21 protein-coding genes are annotated in these 18424 nt (G+C 40.9%); 2 read left to right on the plus strand and 19 right to left on the minus strand.

The window, feature by feature from the left end; genetic code table 11:
- Nucleotides 1-33: 33 nt before the first annotated feature.
- The 5 genes from LCD34_RS02875 to LCD34_RS02895 form a co-directional block, all read right to left on the minus strand.
- Entirely contained in the window at nt 34-264 is a 231-nt protein-coding gene (locus LCD34_RS02875) for a YrhC family protein (protein WP_017358091.1), read from the minus strand.
- A 72-nt stretch (nt 265-336) separates the two neighbouring features.
- Entirely contained in the window at nt 337-1485 is a 1149-nt protein-coding gene (locus LCD34_RS02880; protein ID WP_224558487.1) for a bifunctional cystathionine gamma-lyase/homocysteine desulfhydrase, read from the minus strand.
- 1 nt (nt 1486) lies between these two features.
- Nucleotides 1487-2410, minus strand: a complete 924-nt coding sequence (locus LCD34_RS02885) for a PLP-dependent cysteine synthase family protein (protein WP_224558488.1) — start codon at nt 2408-2410, stop codon at nt 1487-1489.
- Between the two features lie 46 nt (nt 2411-2456).
- A complete protein-coding gene (gene mtnN / locus LCD34_RS02890; protein ID WP_019743016.1) occupies nt 2457-3152 on the minus strand; it encodes a 5'-methylthioadenosine/S-adenosylhomocysteine nucleosidase in 696 nt (231 codons plus the stop codon).
- Nucleotides 3153-3167: 15 nt separating this feature from the next.
- Nucleotides 3168-3809, minus strand: a complete 642-nt coding sequence (locus tag LCD34_RS02895; protein ID WP_041506826.1) for a class I SAM-dependent DNA methyltransferase — start codon at nt 3807-3809, stop codon at nt 3168-3170.
- A gap of 187 nt (nt 3810-3996) precedes the next feature.
- Here LCD34_RS02895 and LCD34_RS02900 point away from each other — a divergent pair, with 187 nt between their 5' ends.
- Entirely contained in the window at nt 3997-4203 is a 207-nt protein-coding gene (locus LCD34_RS02900; RefSeq protein WP_046344992.1) for a DUF2536 family protein, read from the plus strand.
- Between the two features lie 115 nt (nt 4204-4318).
- On the opposite strand, the gene LCD34_RS02905 is transcribed toward LCD34_RS02900, so the two are convergent.
- The 11 genes from LCD34_RS02905 to LCD34_RS02955 form a co-directional block, all read right to left on the minus strand.
- Nucleotides 4319-4981 carry a YrrS family protein gene (locus tag LCD34_RS02905; RefSeq protein ID WP_007501430.1) on the minus strand — a complete coding sequence of 221 codons (663 nt, stop codon included), beginning with the start codon at nt 4979-4981 and terminating at the stop codon, nt 4319-4321.
- Nucleotides 4982-5048: 67 nt separating this feature from the next.
- Nucleotides 5049-6791, minus strand: coding sequence for a peptidoglycan D,D-transpeptidase FtsI family protein (locus LCD34_RS02910; RefSeq protein WP_224558489.1), 1743 nt, complete (start codon nt 6789-6791; stop codon nt 5049-5051).
- A gap of 50 nt (nt 6792-6841) precedes the next feature.
- The gene (greA, locus tag LCD34_RS02915) at nt 6842-7315 is read right to left on the minus strand and encodes a transcription elongation factor GreA (RefSeq protein ID WP_007501433.1); all 474 of its coding nucleotides are present in this window, start codon (nt 7313-7315) and stop codon (nt 6842-6844) included.
- A gap of 648 nt (nt 7316-7963) precedes the next feature.
- On the minus strand, nt 7964-8596 hold the full coding sequence (udk, locus tag LCD34_RS02920) for a uridine kinase (protein WP_007501435.1): 633 nt from the start codon (nt 8594-8596) through the stop codon (nt 7964-7966).
- A 7-nt stretch (nt 8597-8603) separates the two neighbouring features.
- The gene (locus LCD34_RS02925; RefSeq protein ID WP_159144954.1) at nt 8604-9872 is read right to left on the minus strand and encodes a peptidase U32 family protein; all 1269 of its coding nucleotides are present in this window, start codon (nt 9870-9872) and stop codon (nt 8604-8606) included.
- A gap of 20 nt (nt 9873-9892) precedes the next feature.
- Nucleotides 9893-10822, minus strand: coding sequence for a peptidase U32 family protein (locus LCD34_RS02930; RefSeq protein ID WP_224558490.1), 930 nt, complete (start codon nt 10820-10822; stop codon nt 9893-9895).
- Nucleotides 10819-11484, minus strand: a complete 666-nt coding sequence (locus LCD34_RS02935) for an O-methyltransferase (RefSeq protein WP_008342672.1) — start codon at nt 11482-11484, stop codon at nt 10819-10821. Before LCD34_RS02935 ends, LCD34_RS02930 begins: the two co-directional genes overlap by 4 nt.
- 212 nt (nt 11485-11696) lie before the next feature.
- Nucleotides 11697-12779 (minus strand): endolytic transglycosylase MltG, encoded by a 1083-nt coding sequence (gene mltG / locus LCD34_RS02940; RefSeq protein WP_224558491.1) that lies wholly within the window; start codon nt 12777-12779, stop codon nt 11697-11699.
- 73 nt (nt 12780-12852) lie between these two features.
- On the minus strand, nt 12853-13941 hold the full coding sequence (locus tag LCD34_RS02945; protein WP_224558492.1) for an acetyl-CoA C-acyltransferase: 1089 nt from the start codon (nt 13939-13941) through the stop codon (nt 12853-12855).
- On the minus strand, nt 13929-15386 hold the full coding sequence (locus LCD34_RS02950) for an acyl-CoA synthetase (protein ID WP_224558493.1): 1458 nt from the start codon (nt 15384-15386) through the stop codon (nt 13929-13931). Before LCD34_RS02950 ends, LCD34_RS02945 begins: the two co-directional genes overlap by 13 nt.
- Nucleotides 15386-15952: a biotin transporter BioY gene (locus LCD34_RS02955; protein WP_224558494.1), complete on the minus strand. Its 567-nt coding sequence runs from the start codon at nt 15950-15952 to the stop codon at nt 15386-15388. Before LCD34_RS02955 ends, LCD34_RS02950 begins: the two co-directional genes overlap by 1 nt.
- Nucleotides 15953-16254: 302 nt before the next feature.
- Between LCD34_RS02955 and LCD34_RS02960 the strand changes: the two genes are divergently transcribed.
- Nucleotides 16255-17343, plus strand: coding sequence for a hypothetical protein (locus LCD34_RS02960; RefSeq protein ID WP_224558495.1), 1089 nt, complete (start codon nt 16255-16257; stop codon nt 17341-17343).
- Between the two features lie 60 nt (nt 17344-17403).
- Here the strand turns inward: LCD34_RS02960 and LCD34_RS02965 are convergent, their stop codons facing one another.
- From LCD34_RS02965 to LCD34_RS02975, 3 genes are read right to left on the minus strand one after another with little or no spacing between them, the layout of a single operon-like run.
- The gene (locus LCD34_RS02965; protein ID WP_017358102.1) at nt 17404-17688 is read right to left on the minus strand and encodes a DUF1292 domain-containing protein; all 285 of its coding nucleotides are present in this window, start codon (nt 17686-17688) and stop codon (nt 17404-17406) included.
- 15 nt (nt 17689-17703) lie between these two features.
- Nucleotides 17704-18120 carry a Holliday junction resolvase RuvX gene (ruvX, locus tag LCD34_RS02970; protein ID WP_003216519.1) on the minus strand — a complete coding sequence of 139 codons (417 nt, stop codon included), beginning with the start codon at nt 18118-18120 and terminating at the stop codon, nt 17704-17706.
- Nucleotides 18121-18123: 3 nt separating this feature from the next.
- Nucleotides 18124-18390 carry an IreB family regulatory phosphoprotein gene (locus LCD34_RS02975; protein WP_024718370.1) on the minus strand — a complete coding sequence of 89 codons (267 nt, stop codon included), beginning with the start codon at nt 18388-18390 and terminating at the stop codon, nt 18124-18126.
- Between the last annotated feature and the right edge of the window lie 34 nt (nt 18391-18424).

Consider the following 18424-nt stretch of genomic DNA (forward strand, 5'->3'; position numbering starts at 1 on the left):
AAGTCTCCTCATCACATGAGGAGACTTTTCGACTTAATCTTCATCTAGTTCTTGTAGCTTTTTTTGAAAAAAGATCGCACGTTTCACGCAAAGGAAAGCAGCCAATAGGAAAACACAATCAACTGCCAGCATCAGCATTTTTGGTGATGCTTCTATGTGCTGATTCGGTAAAATCGTACCAATATATAAAAAGGTGCTGACAGCAAGCAAAATAAAAGCGTATTGCTTGTAATCTGTCACTAAACCATCCCACTTTTTCTTCACTTGATTCACCTTCCCGTTATCAATGTCTATTGATAGCTTACCATAGTGAGAGAAAGCGGGGGGCATGTAAATCTATCCATTCGTTACTGCGTCGAGCCCTTGTTCAATATCATGTAATAAGTCATCAATATCTTCAATACCGACAGAAATACGGATTAAACCATCTGTGATGCCAAGCTCTTCTCTGCGCTCTTTTGGAATGGATGCATGGGTCATGCGAGCAGGAACAGAGATTAAACTTTCAACCGCCCCTAGGCTTTCTGCGATTGTAAACAATTTCAATTGGCTTAAAAACACGTCGACGTTTTCTTCTTTTCCAATATCAAAAGAAATCATACCGCCAAAGCCTGTTGCTTGAGTTTTTGCAAGCTCATGACCTGGGTGAGCGCTTAAACCTGGGTAATAGACACGTGTAATCGCAGGATGTTGTTCTAAAAACTCAGCGATTTTCTGCGCGTTTTGTTGATGTGCTTCCATTCTTAGTCCGAGCGTTTTCATCCCTCGCATTAGAAGCCACGCATCTTGCGGTCCAAGAATACCGCCTGTAGAGTTTTGAACAAAGTGCAGTTCTTCACCAAGCTCTTCAGTAGCTGTCACGACAAGTCCGCCCACCACATCACTATGGCCGCCTAAATATTTTGTGGCACTGTGCAAGACAATGTCAGCCCCATATGAAATCGGCTTTTGAAAATATGGGGTAAAAAACGTATTATCGACAATCATCCAGATGCCAGCTTCTTTTGTGATCCGGCTTATGGCTTGTAGATCGGTCATTTTCAGCAATGGATTGGTTGGTGATTCAATATAGACGGCTTTTGTTTCTGGTAAAATTGCTTTTTTCACCGCTTCAGGATCACTTGTGTCTACAAATGTGGCTTTAATGCCAATCCGGTTGAGCACCTTTGTCATCACACGATAGGTTCCGCCGTACACGTCATCAGTCAGTACGATATGATCTCCGCTGTTAAACAGCATCATCACGGCTGCAATTGCAGCCATCCCTGAACCGAATGCATAGCCGTTTGCCCCGCCTTCAAGATCACGAATGACTGTTTCCAGTGCTGTTCTTGTTGGATTCGCAGTTCTGGAATATTCATATCCAGTGTGCTCGCCTGCTTTAGGCTGCTTATAGGTGCTGACTTGATAAATAGGAACAGACACGGCTCCTGTTTTTTCATCACCAGTGATTCCACTATGAATCATCATTGTTTTTGGCTTCATTTTATTTTCCTCCCTCATAAATACCTTTACTTAGATAACGCTCACTGCTATCAGGAAAAATGGTCACGATCACCGTCCCAGGTGATGCCTTTTTCGCTTCCTCTAAAGCGGCAAATAGAGCGGCTCCAGACGAGCTTCCGATCAGAACACCTTCCTTTTCAGCTGCTTCTTTCACCATTCGGAAAGCATCATCGTCACTGACGGTATAAATTTCGTCAAATAAAGTCGATTCCATATAATCTGGAATAAATTCAAGGCCAATTCCTTCCGTTCTATGCGGTCCCGGCTTTCCGCCATTTAAAATAGATCCTTCTGGTTCCACGATCACTGTTTTTATCGCTTCTTTTTGCTCTTTTAAATAGGTAGCACAGCCTTGAAACGTTCCGCCAGAGCCCGCTCCTGCTACAAACACGTCTATGTTCCCCTGGAGGTCAGACCATATTTCTGGCCCGAGTGTTTTATAGTAAGTCAATGGATTTACTTGGTTTTTAAATTGTAAGACACAATAAGCATTGTCAAGGCTTGCCTCTAGTTCAAGGGCTCGATCAATCGCACCCTTCATCCCATCTTTTCTTGGTGTATGAATAATTTCTGCACCAAGCGCCTTCATGAGCTGTTGTTTCTCTTGACTAAAATGTTCTGGTACACAGAAGATCGGATGCAATTGATGTTTTCTTGCACTTAGCGCAAGCCCGATGCCTGTGTTTCCTGCAGTTGCTTCAATAATGGTTCCGCCTGGGCGCAGTTTGCCCGATGCCAGCGCTTCTTTAATCAGCATATCACCTAAGCGATCCTTAATACTTCCGCCTGGGTTCATCATTTCAAGTTTTGCATAAACATCAACACCTGCCGGCACACCCATCCCTGACAGTTTTAAAAGCGGTGTGTGGCCAATTAATTCCGTAATATCATGTATGACAGCCATATAAATCCCTTCCTTTGTATGGAAAAGAAGGGGGAAACCCCTTCTTTTATTGTGTTTGCTTTATCATACGCAGGACAAGGTCTGTTGAGTGAATCGCTGCTTGCTCTAGAAATTGATCAAAAGAGATATTGGATTCTTTCCCAGCAATATCTGACAACGCTCGAACGACCACAAATGGCGTTTCAAATAGATGGCAAACTTGCGCAACTGCAGCTGCCTCCATTTCCACTGCATACAGCTCTGGGAATTTCTCTCTCACAAACGCGACACGACCAGGATCATCCATAAATGAATCTCCTGTTGCAATCGTTCCTTTTGCCACTTGAATATGATCGATTTCTGAAGCAGATTCCTCTGCCAGCTTCACAAGCTGATCATCTGCGATGAAAGCAGCTGGTAATCCTGGCACTTGTCCATATTCGTAATTAAAGATCGTCACGTCCACATCATGATGTCTAACATCAGTAGAGATGACAATATCACCTACATTTAATGAGTGATGGAAACCGCCAGCTGATCCTGTATTGATCACATAATCTGGCTGAAAGCGGTCAAGCAGAAGTGTTGTGCTGACCGCTGCATTCACTTTTCCAATCCCTGATTTTAATAAAATCACTTCTTTATCTTCATAAACACCTGTTGTAAATTCACACCCAGCGATGTTTTCTTGTGTGGCATTCTTTAGTTGGTCTCTTAAAATCGTCACTTCTTCTTCCATTGCACCTATCACTGCGATTTTCAAATCAAAAACATCCTTTCATTCCCTTTTCTTCGCTTCTACGATCCACACAAAATCATTCATTTGATGAAAAGATGTGCTAAAACCTTCTTCTTCAAAGATTTGCTTTAACACACCTATGGATGGATAGTATTCCGTTTCTAAATCCTCTGCAAGCTGATCGAATCCAGCGGCTTTCGCTTTGTTCGTTGCAGCTTGATGTGCTGCTTGATTTTGAAACATTGTATCAGCAAAGACTATTTTACCACCTGAGGGAAGGATGTTGCCATAGGTGTGGATGGCTTGTTTTTTTTCTTCGTCCGTTAAATGATGGAAAGCATATGAACTGACGATCGTATCAGGCTCAAAAGGTGGAGCTGGAAACGATAAAAAATCTCCGTCATGAAATACATTTGGTATTCCTTTTTGAAGAGCCGCTTTCTTCATGGCCTCTGAAGGTTCAACGCCAAACACTTTCTTATCTGCTTGAAGCAGTGCCGCCGTTAGGTTTCCTGTGCCGCTTCCAAACTCAATGACATGTTGACCTGCACGGCGAGTAATCTCTTTTAGAATGGCCGGATACCGGCGAAATACTTCTTTATACTGCTCGTCATGACCACTTACAGTGTCATCATAAGATTCAGCCCAATGATCAAATAAAGAAAGAAACTCACGTCCCATTTTTCTTTCCCTCCACTTTATCTATTTATTCCTATCCGTATAGTATGTTTTATTCCGTCGAACAGTTCCTATCCTACCACATCTTCTGATTCTTTCCTACTAAAAAATACTGGGCGGGGTAGAAAAATATTTGCCCTTTTGAATGGGAGAGATTATGATGAATCTAGAGCATGGAGGGATGAATGAAATGGATTTTCAACTGGATTTTTTAAAGGACAAAATTGAATTTTTTGAAGCAACGTCTTTAAAAAAACTTGAACAAAAGATCCAAAAACAAATTGAACATAATCAGGCGATCTTGCTGACTGTTCATTCTGTGAGTCATCAAACGACTGTCATTGATGATAAGATTTTGTATACAGCAGTTGTTCATTTTAAAGCGAATGTCTCATAAAAAAGATCAGCGTGTAGGCAGTCAGGTCTGTGCGCCCGGTGCTAGTCCTTCCTAGACTGAAAAGAAGAAAAAGGCTAAAATGAAGTTCATTTTAGCCTTTTTGCATGCATCTTTTTTATTTTAATTTTTCAACCTTCACAGGTTTCCAGCCTTTTTCGTCCACCCACGTAATTTCTACACGGTAGCGTTCACCTGTTGATTTATCACGGATGGTTCCTTTTGCATCTTGAGGTCCTCCGTTATTTCCTAACCAAATAACAGTCATTTGATCTTCTGAGATTCCTGTCGCATAGGACATGGCTTTGATCATTTCTTTCCAGTCTTTTGAGTTAGCATCATAGGTTGCTGTATGTGATCCCGATTGCTCTGTTCCTACAGGCTCCCAGTTATCGTTTTCATATGTTTTGTCTACGTCACTTGTTTTACCGCCATCTGTTTCTGTGGCATCTTTTAACGCATCTTTGTTTGGCTCTTCTTCATCATCTGTTTTCTTTGTATCATCTTTTTTGTCAGATGAATCGTCTTTTTTCGCATCCGCATCATCGGATGTATCTTTCTTTTGATCTTTCACATCTTCTTCTGAGTTTTGTTTATTTTCACTCGATGCAGGTGCTGTTTTGGATGGTTCGTTGGCTACATCTTTCGGTGGTCTATTAAAAATTAACAAACTCGATGCGACAACCAAAATAAGCACCACAACGATACCAATTAATATGTTAAGCACCATATTCGCCTTTCTGCGCTTATCACGATGTTCAAATCGAGAATTTCTACTCAAAATCTCTGCACTCCTTTGCCTCTGTTCCCTAAGTCGTTACTATTCTAACATGACATGAAGGGATGTTCTATGTCTGTTTCTTTTCAATTTCATTGACCTTTTTTACAATATCATAAAACGCTTCATTTGTCTTAGCCCGGCCACTTGCCTCATCAAGGTGAACAACGACGAGAGCGTATTTTGGTTTCTCTGCCGGAAAGTATCCGGCAAACCACTTGTGATAAAGTGGATTCCCCTGTTTATCTTTGCTGCCGGTTTGGGCAGTGCCTGATTTCCCTGCTATATGGAACGGCAGGTCTTGAAATCTTCTTCCTGTTCCTTTGTCAGACGTCACCACCTGCCTTAAGTACTTTTGCAAGGTTTGAGCTGTATAGCGGTCAATACTGTCACCATCAGGTCGTTTGTTTTGAAAGGATAGCATCGTTGTTCCGTTTTGATACATCACTTTATCTGCAATCCTCACTTCTTTTCGTTCTCCGCCCCTTGCAATCGTTGCCATCATATTGGCAATTTGTAAGGGGGTTGTTTTGACATTTTTTTGACCAATCGCCGTTTGCGCAATGGCTTTTTTGACATGCTTGTCTCTTTTATCTCCCCACACACTGCCTGTTTCTTCACGATCAAACTGTTTGAATTGTTGCTTATGGTATACATCCCCTTCCCAGCCGGCTCGATCCACAAGCCCAAGCTTTGAAGCTGTCTTTTCAAGAATTTGATCATCTGTTTGGATGAGCTGCTCAGCGAGTGTCGCAAATGTATAATTACAGCTTTGTGCAAAGCTTTCAGACAGATTCAGTACTTCCTGCTTTCCTTCTGGCTCTCCATATAAATTCTTTCGACAATCATACATCGTTTGTGGCTGGTTCAAGTTTTTTTCAATCGCTGCGGTAAGTACGACCGTTTTAAATACAGAACCGGGAGCCATTGCGGTCAGCATGTAATTTCTTGCCTCATGCCGGTTTTTGCTGGTCACATTTGGAACACTCGCCATCGCCAGCACACTGCTATTTTGAATGTCGAGCAGAACCGCTCCGCCTTTTTCAACACCTTGTGCTTTGAGAACATTCTCCATTTCCCTCTGCATGTCTTCGTCCATAGTTGTCTGCACTTGCAGCGGATAAAACGAATGAGCTTCTGCTGTATATTTGACGTCCATCCCAAACAAAGGGTTTCCCCTTCCGTCCACATGATATAACAATTTTGTGTCTTGCTCTGGTAATAGAAATTCGTCAAATGTACTTTCCAAACCAAATGTACCGATCTCAGTGCGAATCGAAAGCTCTTTTTTGTCCGGATAACGTTTTCTCAAGAGTTCTGGATTCTCGCTTGTGAAACCTAATGTGTGGAGGGCAAGTCTTTTTTTGTCCTTCTCTTTCATATATACGCCGTAAACACCTGAATATTTCATATCATTGATGTCTTTCAGCTTTTTTTTCGTGATATCATCTTTTAAAATGAGTGGTTTCTTCGTTTCTGTCAGCTGGCTCTTCAATTCATCTTCTTCCATCTCAAGTATAGAAGCGGTTTGTTTTAAGTGAGGGAGGTCATATTGCAGGAAAGGAAATATGATGACTGCAGGCTCTTCTTTTGTGAGAAGTGCCTTCCCGTTTCGATCTAAAAATTCGCCACGTCCGTCTGAAATGACTACTTCTTCTGTCCGCTGCCTGACACTTTCTTGGATCAAATTAATATCAAGCTTTGAAAAAGATTCTGTGAAAAACAACTGAATTTCCGCTAGTCTAAATAGGAGACCGAGCAATAAGATAAAAATAATGACACCTGTCCATTGGATTCTTCTTGTTTTCAGCATAAAAACACCTCGTCCCTATTGTGGACGAGGTGTTTATCGTATAAACGTAATTATGAAATTTTTACAATTTGGACGAACATTTCTCCGCCAGGTGTTTGAACCGTGACTTTGTCGTCTACTTGTTTGCCTAAAAGGCTTTTTGCAATTGGTGAATCGTTTGAAATTTTGCCTTCAAACGGATCAGCTTCTGCACTTCCTACAATCGTATAAGACTCTTCTTCACCGTCCGGTAATTCAACGAATGTCACCGTTTTACCGAGTGAAACAATATTTGAGTTACCTTCATCTTCAATAATTTTGGCATTACGAATCATATTATCAAGCGTTGTAATACGACCTTCTACAAACGCTTGCTCTTCTTTAGCAGAATCATATTCCGAGTTTTCAGAGAGGTCTCCAAAACTTCTAGCGATTTTAATACGCTCTACAACCTCTTTACGTTTAACCGTTTTCAAATATTCAAGCTCTTCTTCTAATTTGCGCTTTCCTTCTTCTGTCATTGGAAATACTTTCTCTTGTGCCATGAATCATTCACTCCTTCTATTAATCCTCATCATACAAGCTTTCTGCATGTGAGTGACGACTGAAATATACAAGAATGAGGACATATTCCGGCCCTCATTCCTTCTGTCCCATATTCGTAAAAGTCCATCTTACATGGCGTCCCTTTTAGATGCAACTATTATGCCTTTTTATTAGGCAGGAACAGCAGCGGTCTCATGATGATGTATTATCTTCATCGCACAAACTGTGGAAAGGCACAGGAAGCTCCTGTACCTCGTTCGGCCATTTCGATCATATGTAGAAGAATAGCTTATCCATTCTCCATCTTCCAATACATAATATGGTCAGTGTACGATATGTCTATGCTATATTATTACAAAATTGCATTTTGATCAAGAATTGTTTGAAAATTTGTGATGATTTGTTTGTCGTTTTTTTAATATACTTTTACAAAGCAGGAATAACTGAAACTTTCAGCATCCCATCGTGATTTTCCTGTCTTCATTTCGCAGCATTGTTTTCCTATCATATCAAATCTTTTATTCAGAGGGCTGCTTCTTACAATGCTCACCGATGATTTCGGACTAGCCATTACTAAAGTATTGACTACAAGAGCATGATGTTGAAAAGACCTTTACGTCGTAAAGGTCTTTGTTCTTCTCCACCATTTACTCTCCGCGGTTTTGAAGAATCGTTTGAATTTTTGTCACCATGAGATCAATGGCCACATGATTTTGACCGCCTTCTGGGATGATGATATCCGCGTATCGTTTTGACGGTTCAATGAATTGATTGTGCATCGGTCTGACGACAGATACATATTGTTCAATCACGGAATCAATCGATCTGCCTCTTTCTTTCGTATCACGTAAAATACGGCGAATGATCCGAAGATCTGCATCTGTATCCACATACAGTTTAATATCCATTAAGTTTCTTAGACGTTCGTTTTCAAGAGCAAAGATTCCTTCAACGATGATGACATCTTTGGGTTCAACATGTACCGTCTCTTCTGAACGTGTGTTTAGTTTAAAATCATAAATCGGTTTTTCAATGGACTCGTACTTTAGCAGCGCTTCTACATGCTCAATCATCAGGTCATTGTCAAAAGCAAGCGGATGATCATAATTGGTCAGCAGGCGCTCTTCAAATGGCATATGACTTTGATTTTTGTAATATAAATCTTGCTGAAGCATGAGGATTGAATGCCCTTTAAATTTTTCGTAAATGGAATTGGTGACGCTCGTTTTACCTGAACCCGAGCCGCCAGCGATTCCAATCACCACTGGTTTTTTCCCCATGTGCCGGTTATTTCCCCTTTCTCATCATGTTGCTAGGGTATACTTTTTGATCAAGCTTAAATTTCACAATTTGCAGTGGATGACGAGCGGCATCGAGTTCGTTCCCTTTTTCGTCCCAAATCGTCTCAATCTTGCATGTGAAATTTTCGATTTCTGGACCGAAAAATTCAACTTCGTCGCCAGCTTTAAAGAAATTACGCTGCTGTAATGTGACAATTTGTTCTTGTTCATCATAATGAAGTACAAGTCCGACGAAATCAAAGGTCGTTTTCTTTCCGTGAATGCCAAACATTTGTTCATCCGTCCCTGGTACACCTTCAAAAAAGGCAGGAGCCGTGTCACGGTTGGCACATTTGTCTAATTCATCGAGCCATTCTTGTTGAATGACGAAATTGTCTGGATCCGCACAGTAAGCATCAATGACTTTACGATAGACACTGACAACTGTTGCTACATAATGAATGGACTTCATTCGTCCTTCGATCTTTAAGCTATCAATTCCCATTTCGATCATTTGCGGTATGGATTCGATGAGTTTTAAATCTTTTGGACTCATCGCAAATGGTGCATCTTCTTCACCGAATAAAGGCGCTTCCTCAGAGCCTTCTAGTTTATAAAGATCATAATCCCAGCGGCAAGATTGGCAGCAGCCTCCGCGGTTTGAATCTCTCGCTGTCATATGGTTACTGAGCACGCAGCGGCCAGAATAAGCAATACACATGGCCCCGTGAATGAACGTTTCGATTTCAATATCCACTTTTTCTTTCATTTCTTTAATCTCTAGGGCGCTTGTTTCACGTGCAAGGACCACACGCTCAAGCCCTTCTTCCTTCCAAAACTGCACCGCTTTCCAATTTGAAAGAGACTGCTGTGTGCTTAAGTGAACTTCAAGCTTTGGAGCTACTCGTTTGCATGTTTCAATAATGAGTGGATCAGCGACAATAATTCCCGCAACACCGGCTCCTTCAATCCCTTGAAGATATTCTTCCAGCCCGTCCATGTTTTCGTTGTGGGCGAAAATATTCGTTGTCACATAAATGCGAGCACCGTATTTGTTCGCAAATGCGACACCTTCTGCCATTTCTTCGATTGAAAAGTTATCTGCATTTGAACGAAGTCCAAATTCTTTCCCGCCAATAAAAACAGCGTCCGCTCCATAATGCACAGCAATTTTTAGTTTTTCTAAGTTTCCTGCTGGCGCTAGCAGTTCTGGTTTTTTTGTAATGACACGTTTTCCATCGATCATTTCAGAAATTCCATCTTTTAAAAGTGCCATTTCCTCTGCCTCCTTTTATCTTAATAAACCGTTTCTTTAAAGAAGAACCCTGTATCGATTGAGCGGTTGACAGGCTGGATCTGTTCAATACGCTCCAGCCATTCATCTTTCTGATCTTCATAGGCTTCCTTATCAGTCACTAGTAAATCAATGGCTTTTCGATAGAGGGATGTCACCTCTGTCATATAAGAAAGTGACTTTAAAATTCCGTCAATTTTAAATGAGTCAATGCCTGCGTCGACAAATTCTTCTAATTCATCAATCATACATACATCATTTGGACTCATAATGTGTGTGCCATTTTCATCCTCAAAAATAGGATATTTGTTTTGACGCTCCTGGTCGTGAAGGAATAGACCTTCTTCCATATTTCTGCCTTCCACGTCCATTTGTTTGCCTTGATATTCAAAATAGTTGCCAACAAGTGTCCGTTTCGATTGGAACATACAGGTCATGCCGTGGACTTGAATTTCAATCTCCACTTCAGCGTTTTCTTTGATATCAATCACGCTATCCATATTGAGTTCTTTGGCAAGAACAGCACGTGTTGCGCCTTTTCTGCCCCAGTAGTTACAAGTGTAATAGTTTGTCCCAGTTGTTTCTGTACTCCAGTGCAGATTCAAGTTGACACCTGTTTCTTTTGCGGCCATGATCACTGCCGGATCTCCAAAAACGACACAATCCACGTTTAATCCATCGAGAAAGGTTAAATAATCTCCAAGCAGTGCCACACGGTCATTATGAAAAATCGCATTCATGGCGACATATACTTTTTTGTGATGTGCATGTGCGAGTTGAACCGTTTGTTTCACATCTTCTCTTGAAAATTCACCTGCAAGACGGATTCCATATGTTTGTTCACCTATTAAAAATGCGTCAGCACCCGCTTCAATGAGCGGCAGTACATCCGACACCTTGCTTGGTGTCACAAGCAATTCTGGTTTTTTCATGATTGGTCACCTCTTTTTGTACTAATAGCGATCCCATCTCCAACCGGAATGATACACGTTTGGTAGTCAGGGTTTGACATCAGCCATTGATTGTATCGATCAATTTTTCCTATTAATTGTTTTTTTCGTTTATCTTCAATTTCTTCTTCATAATTTGTCGCAACTAAGCCTTTAAATAATACGTTGTCTGTAATAATCATTCCGTCATCGGACAGCATCGGTTCAAACAGCTCAAAAAAGCGTTGATACTGACCTTTTGCCGCATCAATGAAGATCACATCATAGGGCGCCATCGTCTGAACCGTTTTAGCTGATTCGATCGCATCGCCAAAAAACACGTGAATTCTATCTTTGAAATGTAATTCTTCAATATTTCGTGTCGCTTCCTCATAACGTTTTGCATTTCGCTCAATCGTATAGATTTCAGCATCTGGCAGAGCTTCTGCCATTCGAATCGCTGAATAGCCAATCGCTGTCCCAACCTCAAGAATCTTCTTCGGTTTTTTCAAAGAAAGCAGCTGCAATAACAGTTCAATGCTCACCTTTTCCATGATTGGCACATGATGCTCTTTCGCATACTCCTCTAATTGAGCGATGGCATCAGGACTCGGCTCAATTAAATCTTCAATATAATCATTTATTTGATCATCTTCGATTGTCATTATATGTCTAGCTCCTTCATGACCTGAAAAAGAAGAGTCCTGCCTGCTGCAGCTCTCTTTCTCGTCAATCTTTCGTTCATCTAAGTAAAAACAACCCGATATATTTTACCACAAAGATGTGGTAATTGCGAACCTATAAAATGGATATAACAACGAAAAAAACTGCAGGCAATTTCACCATTGTCTACAGTCTTTTTCCTCTCACATGGGCGTTAGTTGCTGCCTGTGATGTATTTCGCTTTTGCTTTGTTGTGATCATTTAACGTTTTCGTAAAGACGACTTCGCCATTTTTCTTTGCTAGGAAGTAAACAAAATCTGTTTTCTCTGGATGGAGTGCTGCTTTCCAAGAAGATTCTCCAGCATTGGCAATAGGTCCAGGCGGAAGCCCTTTGTTTGTATACGTATTATAAGGTGATTTCACTTTTAAATCTTTGTAATAAACACGGGACTTATGCTCGCCAAGCGCATAAAGAACGGTTGGATCTGTTTGAAGCGGCATGTCCTTTTTCAACCGGTTATAAAACACACTTGAGATTTTTGCCCGGTCTGTTTTTTCGGTTGCTTCCATTTCTATTAGGGATGCCATCGTTAGGACATCATGGATGGACATCTTTCTCTTTTTCATGTCCTTTTCGTACGTTTTCACATATTGATCTGTTTGTTTAATCATCGTGTCAATGATTGTTTCAAGTGATTCATCCTCACGATAAAACGGATACGTCGCCGGGAATAAATATCCCTCTAACGGATGCTTGACTTGTTTCCCGTTCACTTGTGATGTCACCGTTTTCGGGTATTTTTTCATCAATTTTTTAATAAAGGCTGGATCATCCAGCTTCGCTTCAACTTCTTTCGCTGAAAAATTCGTCTGGTTTGCAATAATAGCTGCAATATCAGACAACTGTTTCCCTTCAGGTATCACAAGCTGAAATGCGTAATCTGTCCCGCCAGATGTCAGCTTTTGAATCAGCTGATCCGCATCCATTGTTTGTTTGAGATGAAAATAGCCCGCTTTAAAGCCTGACGCTTTTTTGTACTTTGCATAGTAAGTGAAAATCGTGTCATTTGAAATCAGCTCATTTTCTTTTAAAATGCTCGCAATTCCACTGACAGATGTTCCATTTGGAATATGAATATTAATGGTTTGTTTGCTTTTTTGATCGACCGGCCCGAGTGCTGATTTTACATATAAAAAACCTGATAATGCTGCAATGATGATCACAGCAAGTACAGATAACAGGACGATCCCCATTTTTCGTTTAAAAAATGGTCGTTTCTTTTGTTCTGAAAACATGCATGGCCCTCCTCACATCTAGCTTTTATAGTACATGATTCGACGGAGTTCGGCAATTACTTGCTCATGCATGTCATGACAGAACTTGCCATAGTGTGGCTAAACCGACACCGCCTCCACTTCCAATTGCAGCCATGACATAGCTTCCATTCGGTAGGGCGCGGGCTTCGTAAAACAGTCTCACCATCATAGCAGCTCCCGAGGCGCTATATGGATGCCCAAGACAAAGCGCACCGCCTCTTTTATTGATACGGTCATAAGGAATACCTAGTGTCCGGGCAATGAGCACTACTTTGAGCGCAAACGCTTCATTGATTTCAAAAAGTGCAACATCTTCTATCTTCACCTGTTCTTTATGTAAAAGTTTCTTGATTGCATCAATTGGTGAAGCAGCAGGATAATGCGGGTCTATAGCGGTCACGGCACTCCCGATATACCGCAGCATAGGGCTGAAGCCTTTTGCCTCCGCTTCCGCTCTTTCCATCACAACGACGGCAGCTGCACCATCTGCTTCTTTACAGCTATTGGTCACAGTCACAGTACCTTTGCCTGGTAAAAAGACAGGTTTTGCCCGCTTTATCAAGCTTGCAATCGGTCTTATTTTAGCTGCCGCTTCATCTGTACTCATCCCGCCAATCGGAACAATTTCTTCTGAATACGTTCCTTGCTTGAATGCGGTTATACTTCGTTCCCAGCTTAAAAGTGCATAGTCATCTTGCTCTTGTCTCGCAACTGAAAATTTCGACGCCGTCAGCTCTGCCGCTTCCCCCATATGAGGGTCCCCTATCCACTCTGGAGAAAAGCGGGCCCTTTCTTTCATTGGTGACCGAGAAATGCTTTCCGTTCCACCAGCGATATACATTGATCCCTCCCCCGACTGAATCATGATGCACGCTGTTCTAATGGCTTCAAGACCGGAAGCACACTGCCTATCAATGGTCATACCCGGAGTATGTAATGAAAGCCCTGCTTCTAACGAGGACAGACGGGCAATGTTGCCACCACCCCCGACGACATTGCCTAAAATGATGTCATCTGGCTTGGTCACGTTTGAAAAATGCTGGATCAAGGGCGCAGCTAGATGCTCTGACCGGTAATCCTTCAACATTCCATTTTTCTCACCGAAGGGCGTCCGCTTCGCTTGTACAATCACGGCTTGCATGATAATTGTTCCTCCGCCCACTTTTTCATACTGGCACGAGCGATTTTCCCTCCTGATGTTTCGATCATTTTGTCCGTGACGAGCCATTTTTTTGGTACTTTGTATGCCGCTAATGTTTCTTTTACAGCTTGCCGAATAGTTTTTGTTTGTTGTACATTCTCAATAATGGCAACAGGGATTTCCCCCCAATATGGATCAGGAAGTCCAATCACGATTGACCGATTCACCTCTGGCTGTTCATTCAGCACACGCTCAATTTCCTCTGGAAAAATATTCAGTCCCCCATAGACAATCATGCCATTCTCGCGGCCGCTCATATACAAGTAACCATCCTCGTCAAGCCACCCCATGTCATATACGGTCAGCCACTCTGCGGGCGGCTTTTCATCTTGTAAATAGCCTGAAAAAGACATTGGGCTTTTCACATAAATTCTCCCGATTTCATTTGGCTTGCAAACGGTTTGATCTGCCCTCCTGATTTCAACCTGAATAGAAGGAAAAGGCTTTCCGACAGAAGTAGGCTTTTGCAAAAAATCATCTGAAGATAAATAGGAGACAAAGCTCAATTCTGATGTTCCATAAAAATCAAAAAATGTGATGTGGGGATTGCGGTTGACGAGCTGTTTTTTTGAAGAGTTTCCCCAATCTGCACCAGAAGACAGGACAAGAAGCGGATGTTTTCCGAAGGCATCCATTTGCAGTAACGATTCTGTCATGGTCGGAACCGTATAAATAGCCGTGATGTCTCCTCTTTCTAAGATGTTCTTTGCTTTCTCTGGCACAAATTTTTCTAACAATGTCACGGTGCCCCCGAAATAAAGTGTGCTGATCGCACCGTATAAAAAATGAGAGGATAAAAGTGTGCCCAAAATCAGTACATGATCTTGATGTGTGATCCCAAAGACGGAAGCTGTCATTTGAAAGCTCTCGATCCATGACTGCTGGCGTCTTATAAAGGCTTTGGGCGATCCCGTTGATCCTGAAGTAAATCCCATATAAAAAGCAGGATCTTCCTCCGTATTACTTTTGTTTGATTGAACGATTATGCTGAGACTGATTCTTTCTTTCCATTCAGATAAAGAGAGCACTGGCATGTCCAGCTTGTACTTTTCAATCCTTTTGATAAATCGATCTTCCACAATGACAAAGTCCGCGTCGCTTAATAAGAGCTTTTCTGCGCATTCCTTGTCACTCCACCGCGGATCAAGAGGCACCGCTGTCCATCCTGCAGAAGCTGCGCCAGCAAATAGTTGGAGAAACGGAACACCATTTGATACTAAAAAAGCGACTCTTTTTTGCTGATGAGGCGTTTCTTTTAACCATTGTGCAGATGACTGCACACGCTCATGCCAATCTTCATAAGTGATCTTCTCTTTTTCATCTATGATCGCCATCTGACCTGGCTTCACTTTTGCATGAGCTGCATAGCTTTCCGTCATTCTCATCAAACTGCTCGCCTCCCTCCATGTAAGTCCCTTTTTCGATATGACATCGCTTGAATGATTTTCACCGTGAAGACGGCACATATCCCTGCTTTGATCAGATCACCCGGTAAATAAATGACGCTGAACAGAGCTGCTTGCGTGATCTTTATATGCATCATCATAGCTTGAAAGGGAATTCCGCCTATATATAATATCCCGATACTGCATACCGCATAGATCAAAAATAGTCGTAAGGCCGTCACTTTCTTCAGCCGGTTCAGCCACAGGCTGATCATAAAGGCAGCCACTGGATAAGCAAGTAAAAAACCACCGCTTGGCCCAAAAAAGACCCCTATTCCGCCTCTCCCTCCAGATAAAAGAGGTGCGCCTGCTGCCACTATTAGAAGAAACAGAAGTAAACTAATCAGCGCTTGCTTTGGTTTTAACAGCCCTCCAGCAAGCAAAAGACCTGCGGTTTGTAAGGTGATTGGTACAGGTGTAAACGCAAGAAAAATAGGCGGAATCAATCCTAACATCCCAATAACTGCTGTCATTAATGCCATTTGCATCATATCGTGAATTTTCAATTTTCATACCCCTCACTCGATTCATTGTTAAAAATAGAGTAAAAGGTACAGATCATTATGTCAACTTAAAATAATTTAAAGTTTACATAATGAATGTAAAAAAGAATTAACTTAATATAAAACTTTAATTCCTCTAGGCTTGAAATTGAATGTCGGCATTAACATCATGTCTTTAAATTAAACTTAAATTAACTGTAGATCTATTTATTTCCTGATTAACTAAATGCTATTATTTTCTTGATAAGGATATATTTCATTAATACCTATATCTTAGTGAAAGTACATACTGGAGGAAACACATTTTGCGTAAAATCTTTTATATTTTAATGATACTAATTGGTTCAGTAACTCTTTTATATCTAGGCGGATGTAGTCAAAAAAAGACCGTTTCAGAAGATCATAAAATAGAGTTTAAAATTGAGGACAAAGAATTTGGTCATACAACTATGCTCAACTATCTTGTGACAAACTCTGTTTCAGCCATTGGTGATCGTTTAATTTTAAGTGTAGATGACCATAGTCCTTCAAAGATGGCAAATAAAGTAGTTGAATTTAATAGAAAGACACAGAAAAGCAACATACTATTTACAACCACTTTCGAGCGTTCTTCCATTCAAGGTTTAAAAGCTAATAAAGACTGGGTCGTTTGGATTGACAGTGATGAATTAGGCGGACAGATGAATTATTACGTCATGAATTTGAGCACACAAGAGATAGAGTCGATCAAAAAGAATAACACTTCGGAGACATTAAGTGACACTCTTGAATTAACAGGTCATCGTGCAGTGTGGATATCTCATGATGAAGAAAAGGATGCTACTCACATTTATATGAAAGATCTCAAAAAAAAGCAGACAAAAAAGCTCTTTAAACTAGACTCAATGAATAACGCCCATCTCTCTGTTCACAATGATAAGCTTCTCTTTTTTAATAAAGACAATGGAAAGCAGCAAGCATACATTTACAATCTGACTACTGAGTCGCTTAAAAAAATCCCATTAAATCAAAGTTTAATCAATAATAGTCAACTCATTAACGACCATCAATTTGTTTACGAGAAGGCTTTTACTGACTCGGAAGGAACAATCAATAAAAGCCAATTAATCTTTTATGACATAAACACAAAACAATCTAAACTAATTAAGAACACTGACTCGGGTATCGGATCGATCGTGATTGATGATCATAATCGATTTTTCGTCGAAACAGATGAACCTAAAAAGAGTGGTTACACGATACTTAAAGAGAAGAACGATTCCATCAAAAAAATTGGTTCCATAAAGAAAGAAAATTATTTTCATTTAACATTTGATCATGGTCTTTATTTACTTAACTTTCAAAATGCACAACGAAATAATCAAAAGTTAACCATCACTTCAAAGCTTCCATAAATAAAAAGGCCTGTGATCATGCAGATAACTCTCATCTGCTTCACAGGCCTTTTGTTCGTTCTATTCTTCTTCGTCTTCTTGATCTAAGAACGTATTTAACGTTTCTTCAATCATGTCCCACTCTTCATCCGTTTCAATTGGCTCTAATTCGCCATCTTCACCGTCTTCGTTTGGTGTGAAGCTTGATGCATGAATTTCAATTTCTTCGTTATCTTGTTCAGAAATTGGGTAGTAAAGAACATATGATTTGTTAAAATGGTCGCTTTCAAAAGTAAATAGTACTTCGCAAAGCTGCTCATTTCCATTATCATCAACGATTGTAATTTGCTTTTCTCCGTGTTCCATTTGATTCACCTCATTTTAATTTAAGCTGTCTAAGTACCCTTGAAGGATCATAACAGCCGCCATTTTATCAATGACTTTTTTACGCTTTTGTCTGCTCACATCTGCAGAGATGAGCATTTTTTCTGCTGCCATCGTTGACAGACGCTCGTCCCAAAGCACAACAGGAACATTGTAAGTGTTTTCTAACACTTTCGCAAATGATTGGCTGGCCTCGCCTCTTGGACCGACCGTACCGTTCATATTTTTTGGAAAACCAAGGACAATTTTATCCGTTCCATATTGCGAGACGATCTCAGACAGGCGGCTGAGACCAAAGTCTCCGCCTGCTTCATCAATTTTAATGGTTTCAATCCCTTGAGCTGTCCATCCCATTTCATCACTGATTGCCACACCAAGGGTTTTCGTGCCTAAATCTAAGCCTAAAATTCTCATGTTTTACGCCTCTTTATGTGTCTCTAAGTACGATTTAACCAATTCCTCAATTAATTCGTCTCGTTCTAGTTTACGAATTAGGTTGCGTGCATCCTGATGTCTTGGAATATAAGCAGGGTCGCCTGACAGCAAGTATCCGACAATTTGATTGATCGGGTTGTATCCTTTTTCTTGGAGTGCGTCATAAACTGTTATGAGCACTTCATTCACATTGGTTTCAGCTGAATCATCAGAGAAGTTAAACTTCATTGTCTTATCAAATGAACTCACTGCTTCTTGCACCTCTCTTCCAACATTCTACTAG

This window comes from Bacillus sp. RAR_M1_44 (genome assembly GCF_020165935.1).
Lineage (GTDB): Bacteria > Bacillota > Bacilli > Bacillales > Bacillaceae > Bacillus > Bacillus altitudinis.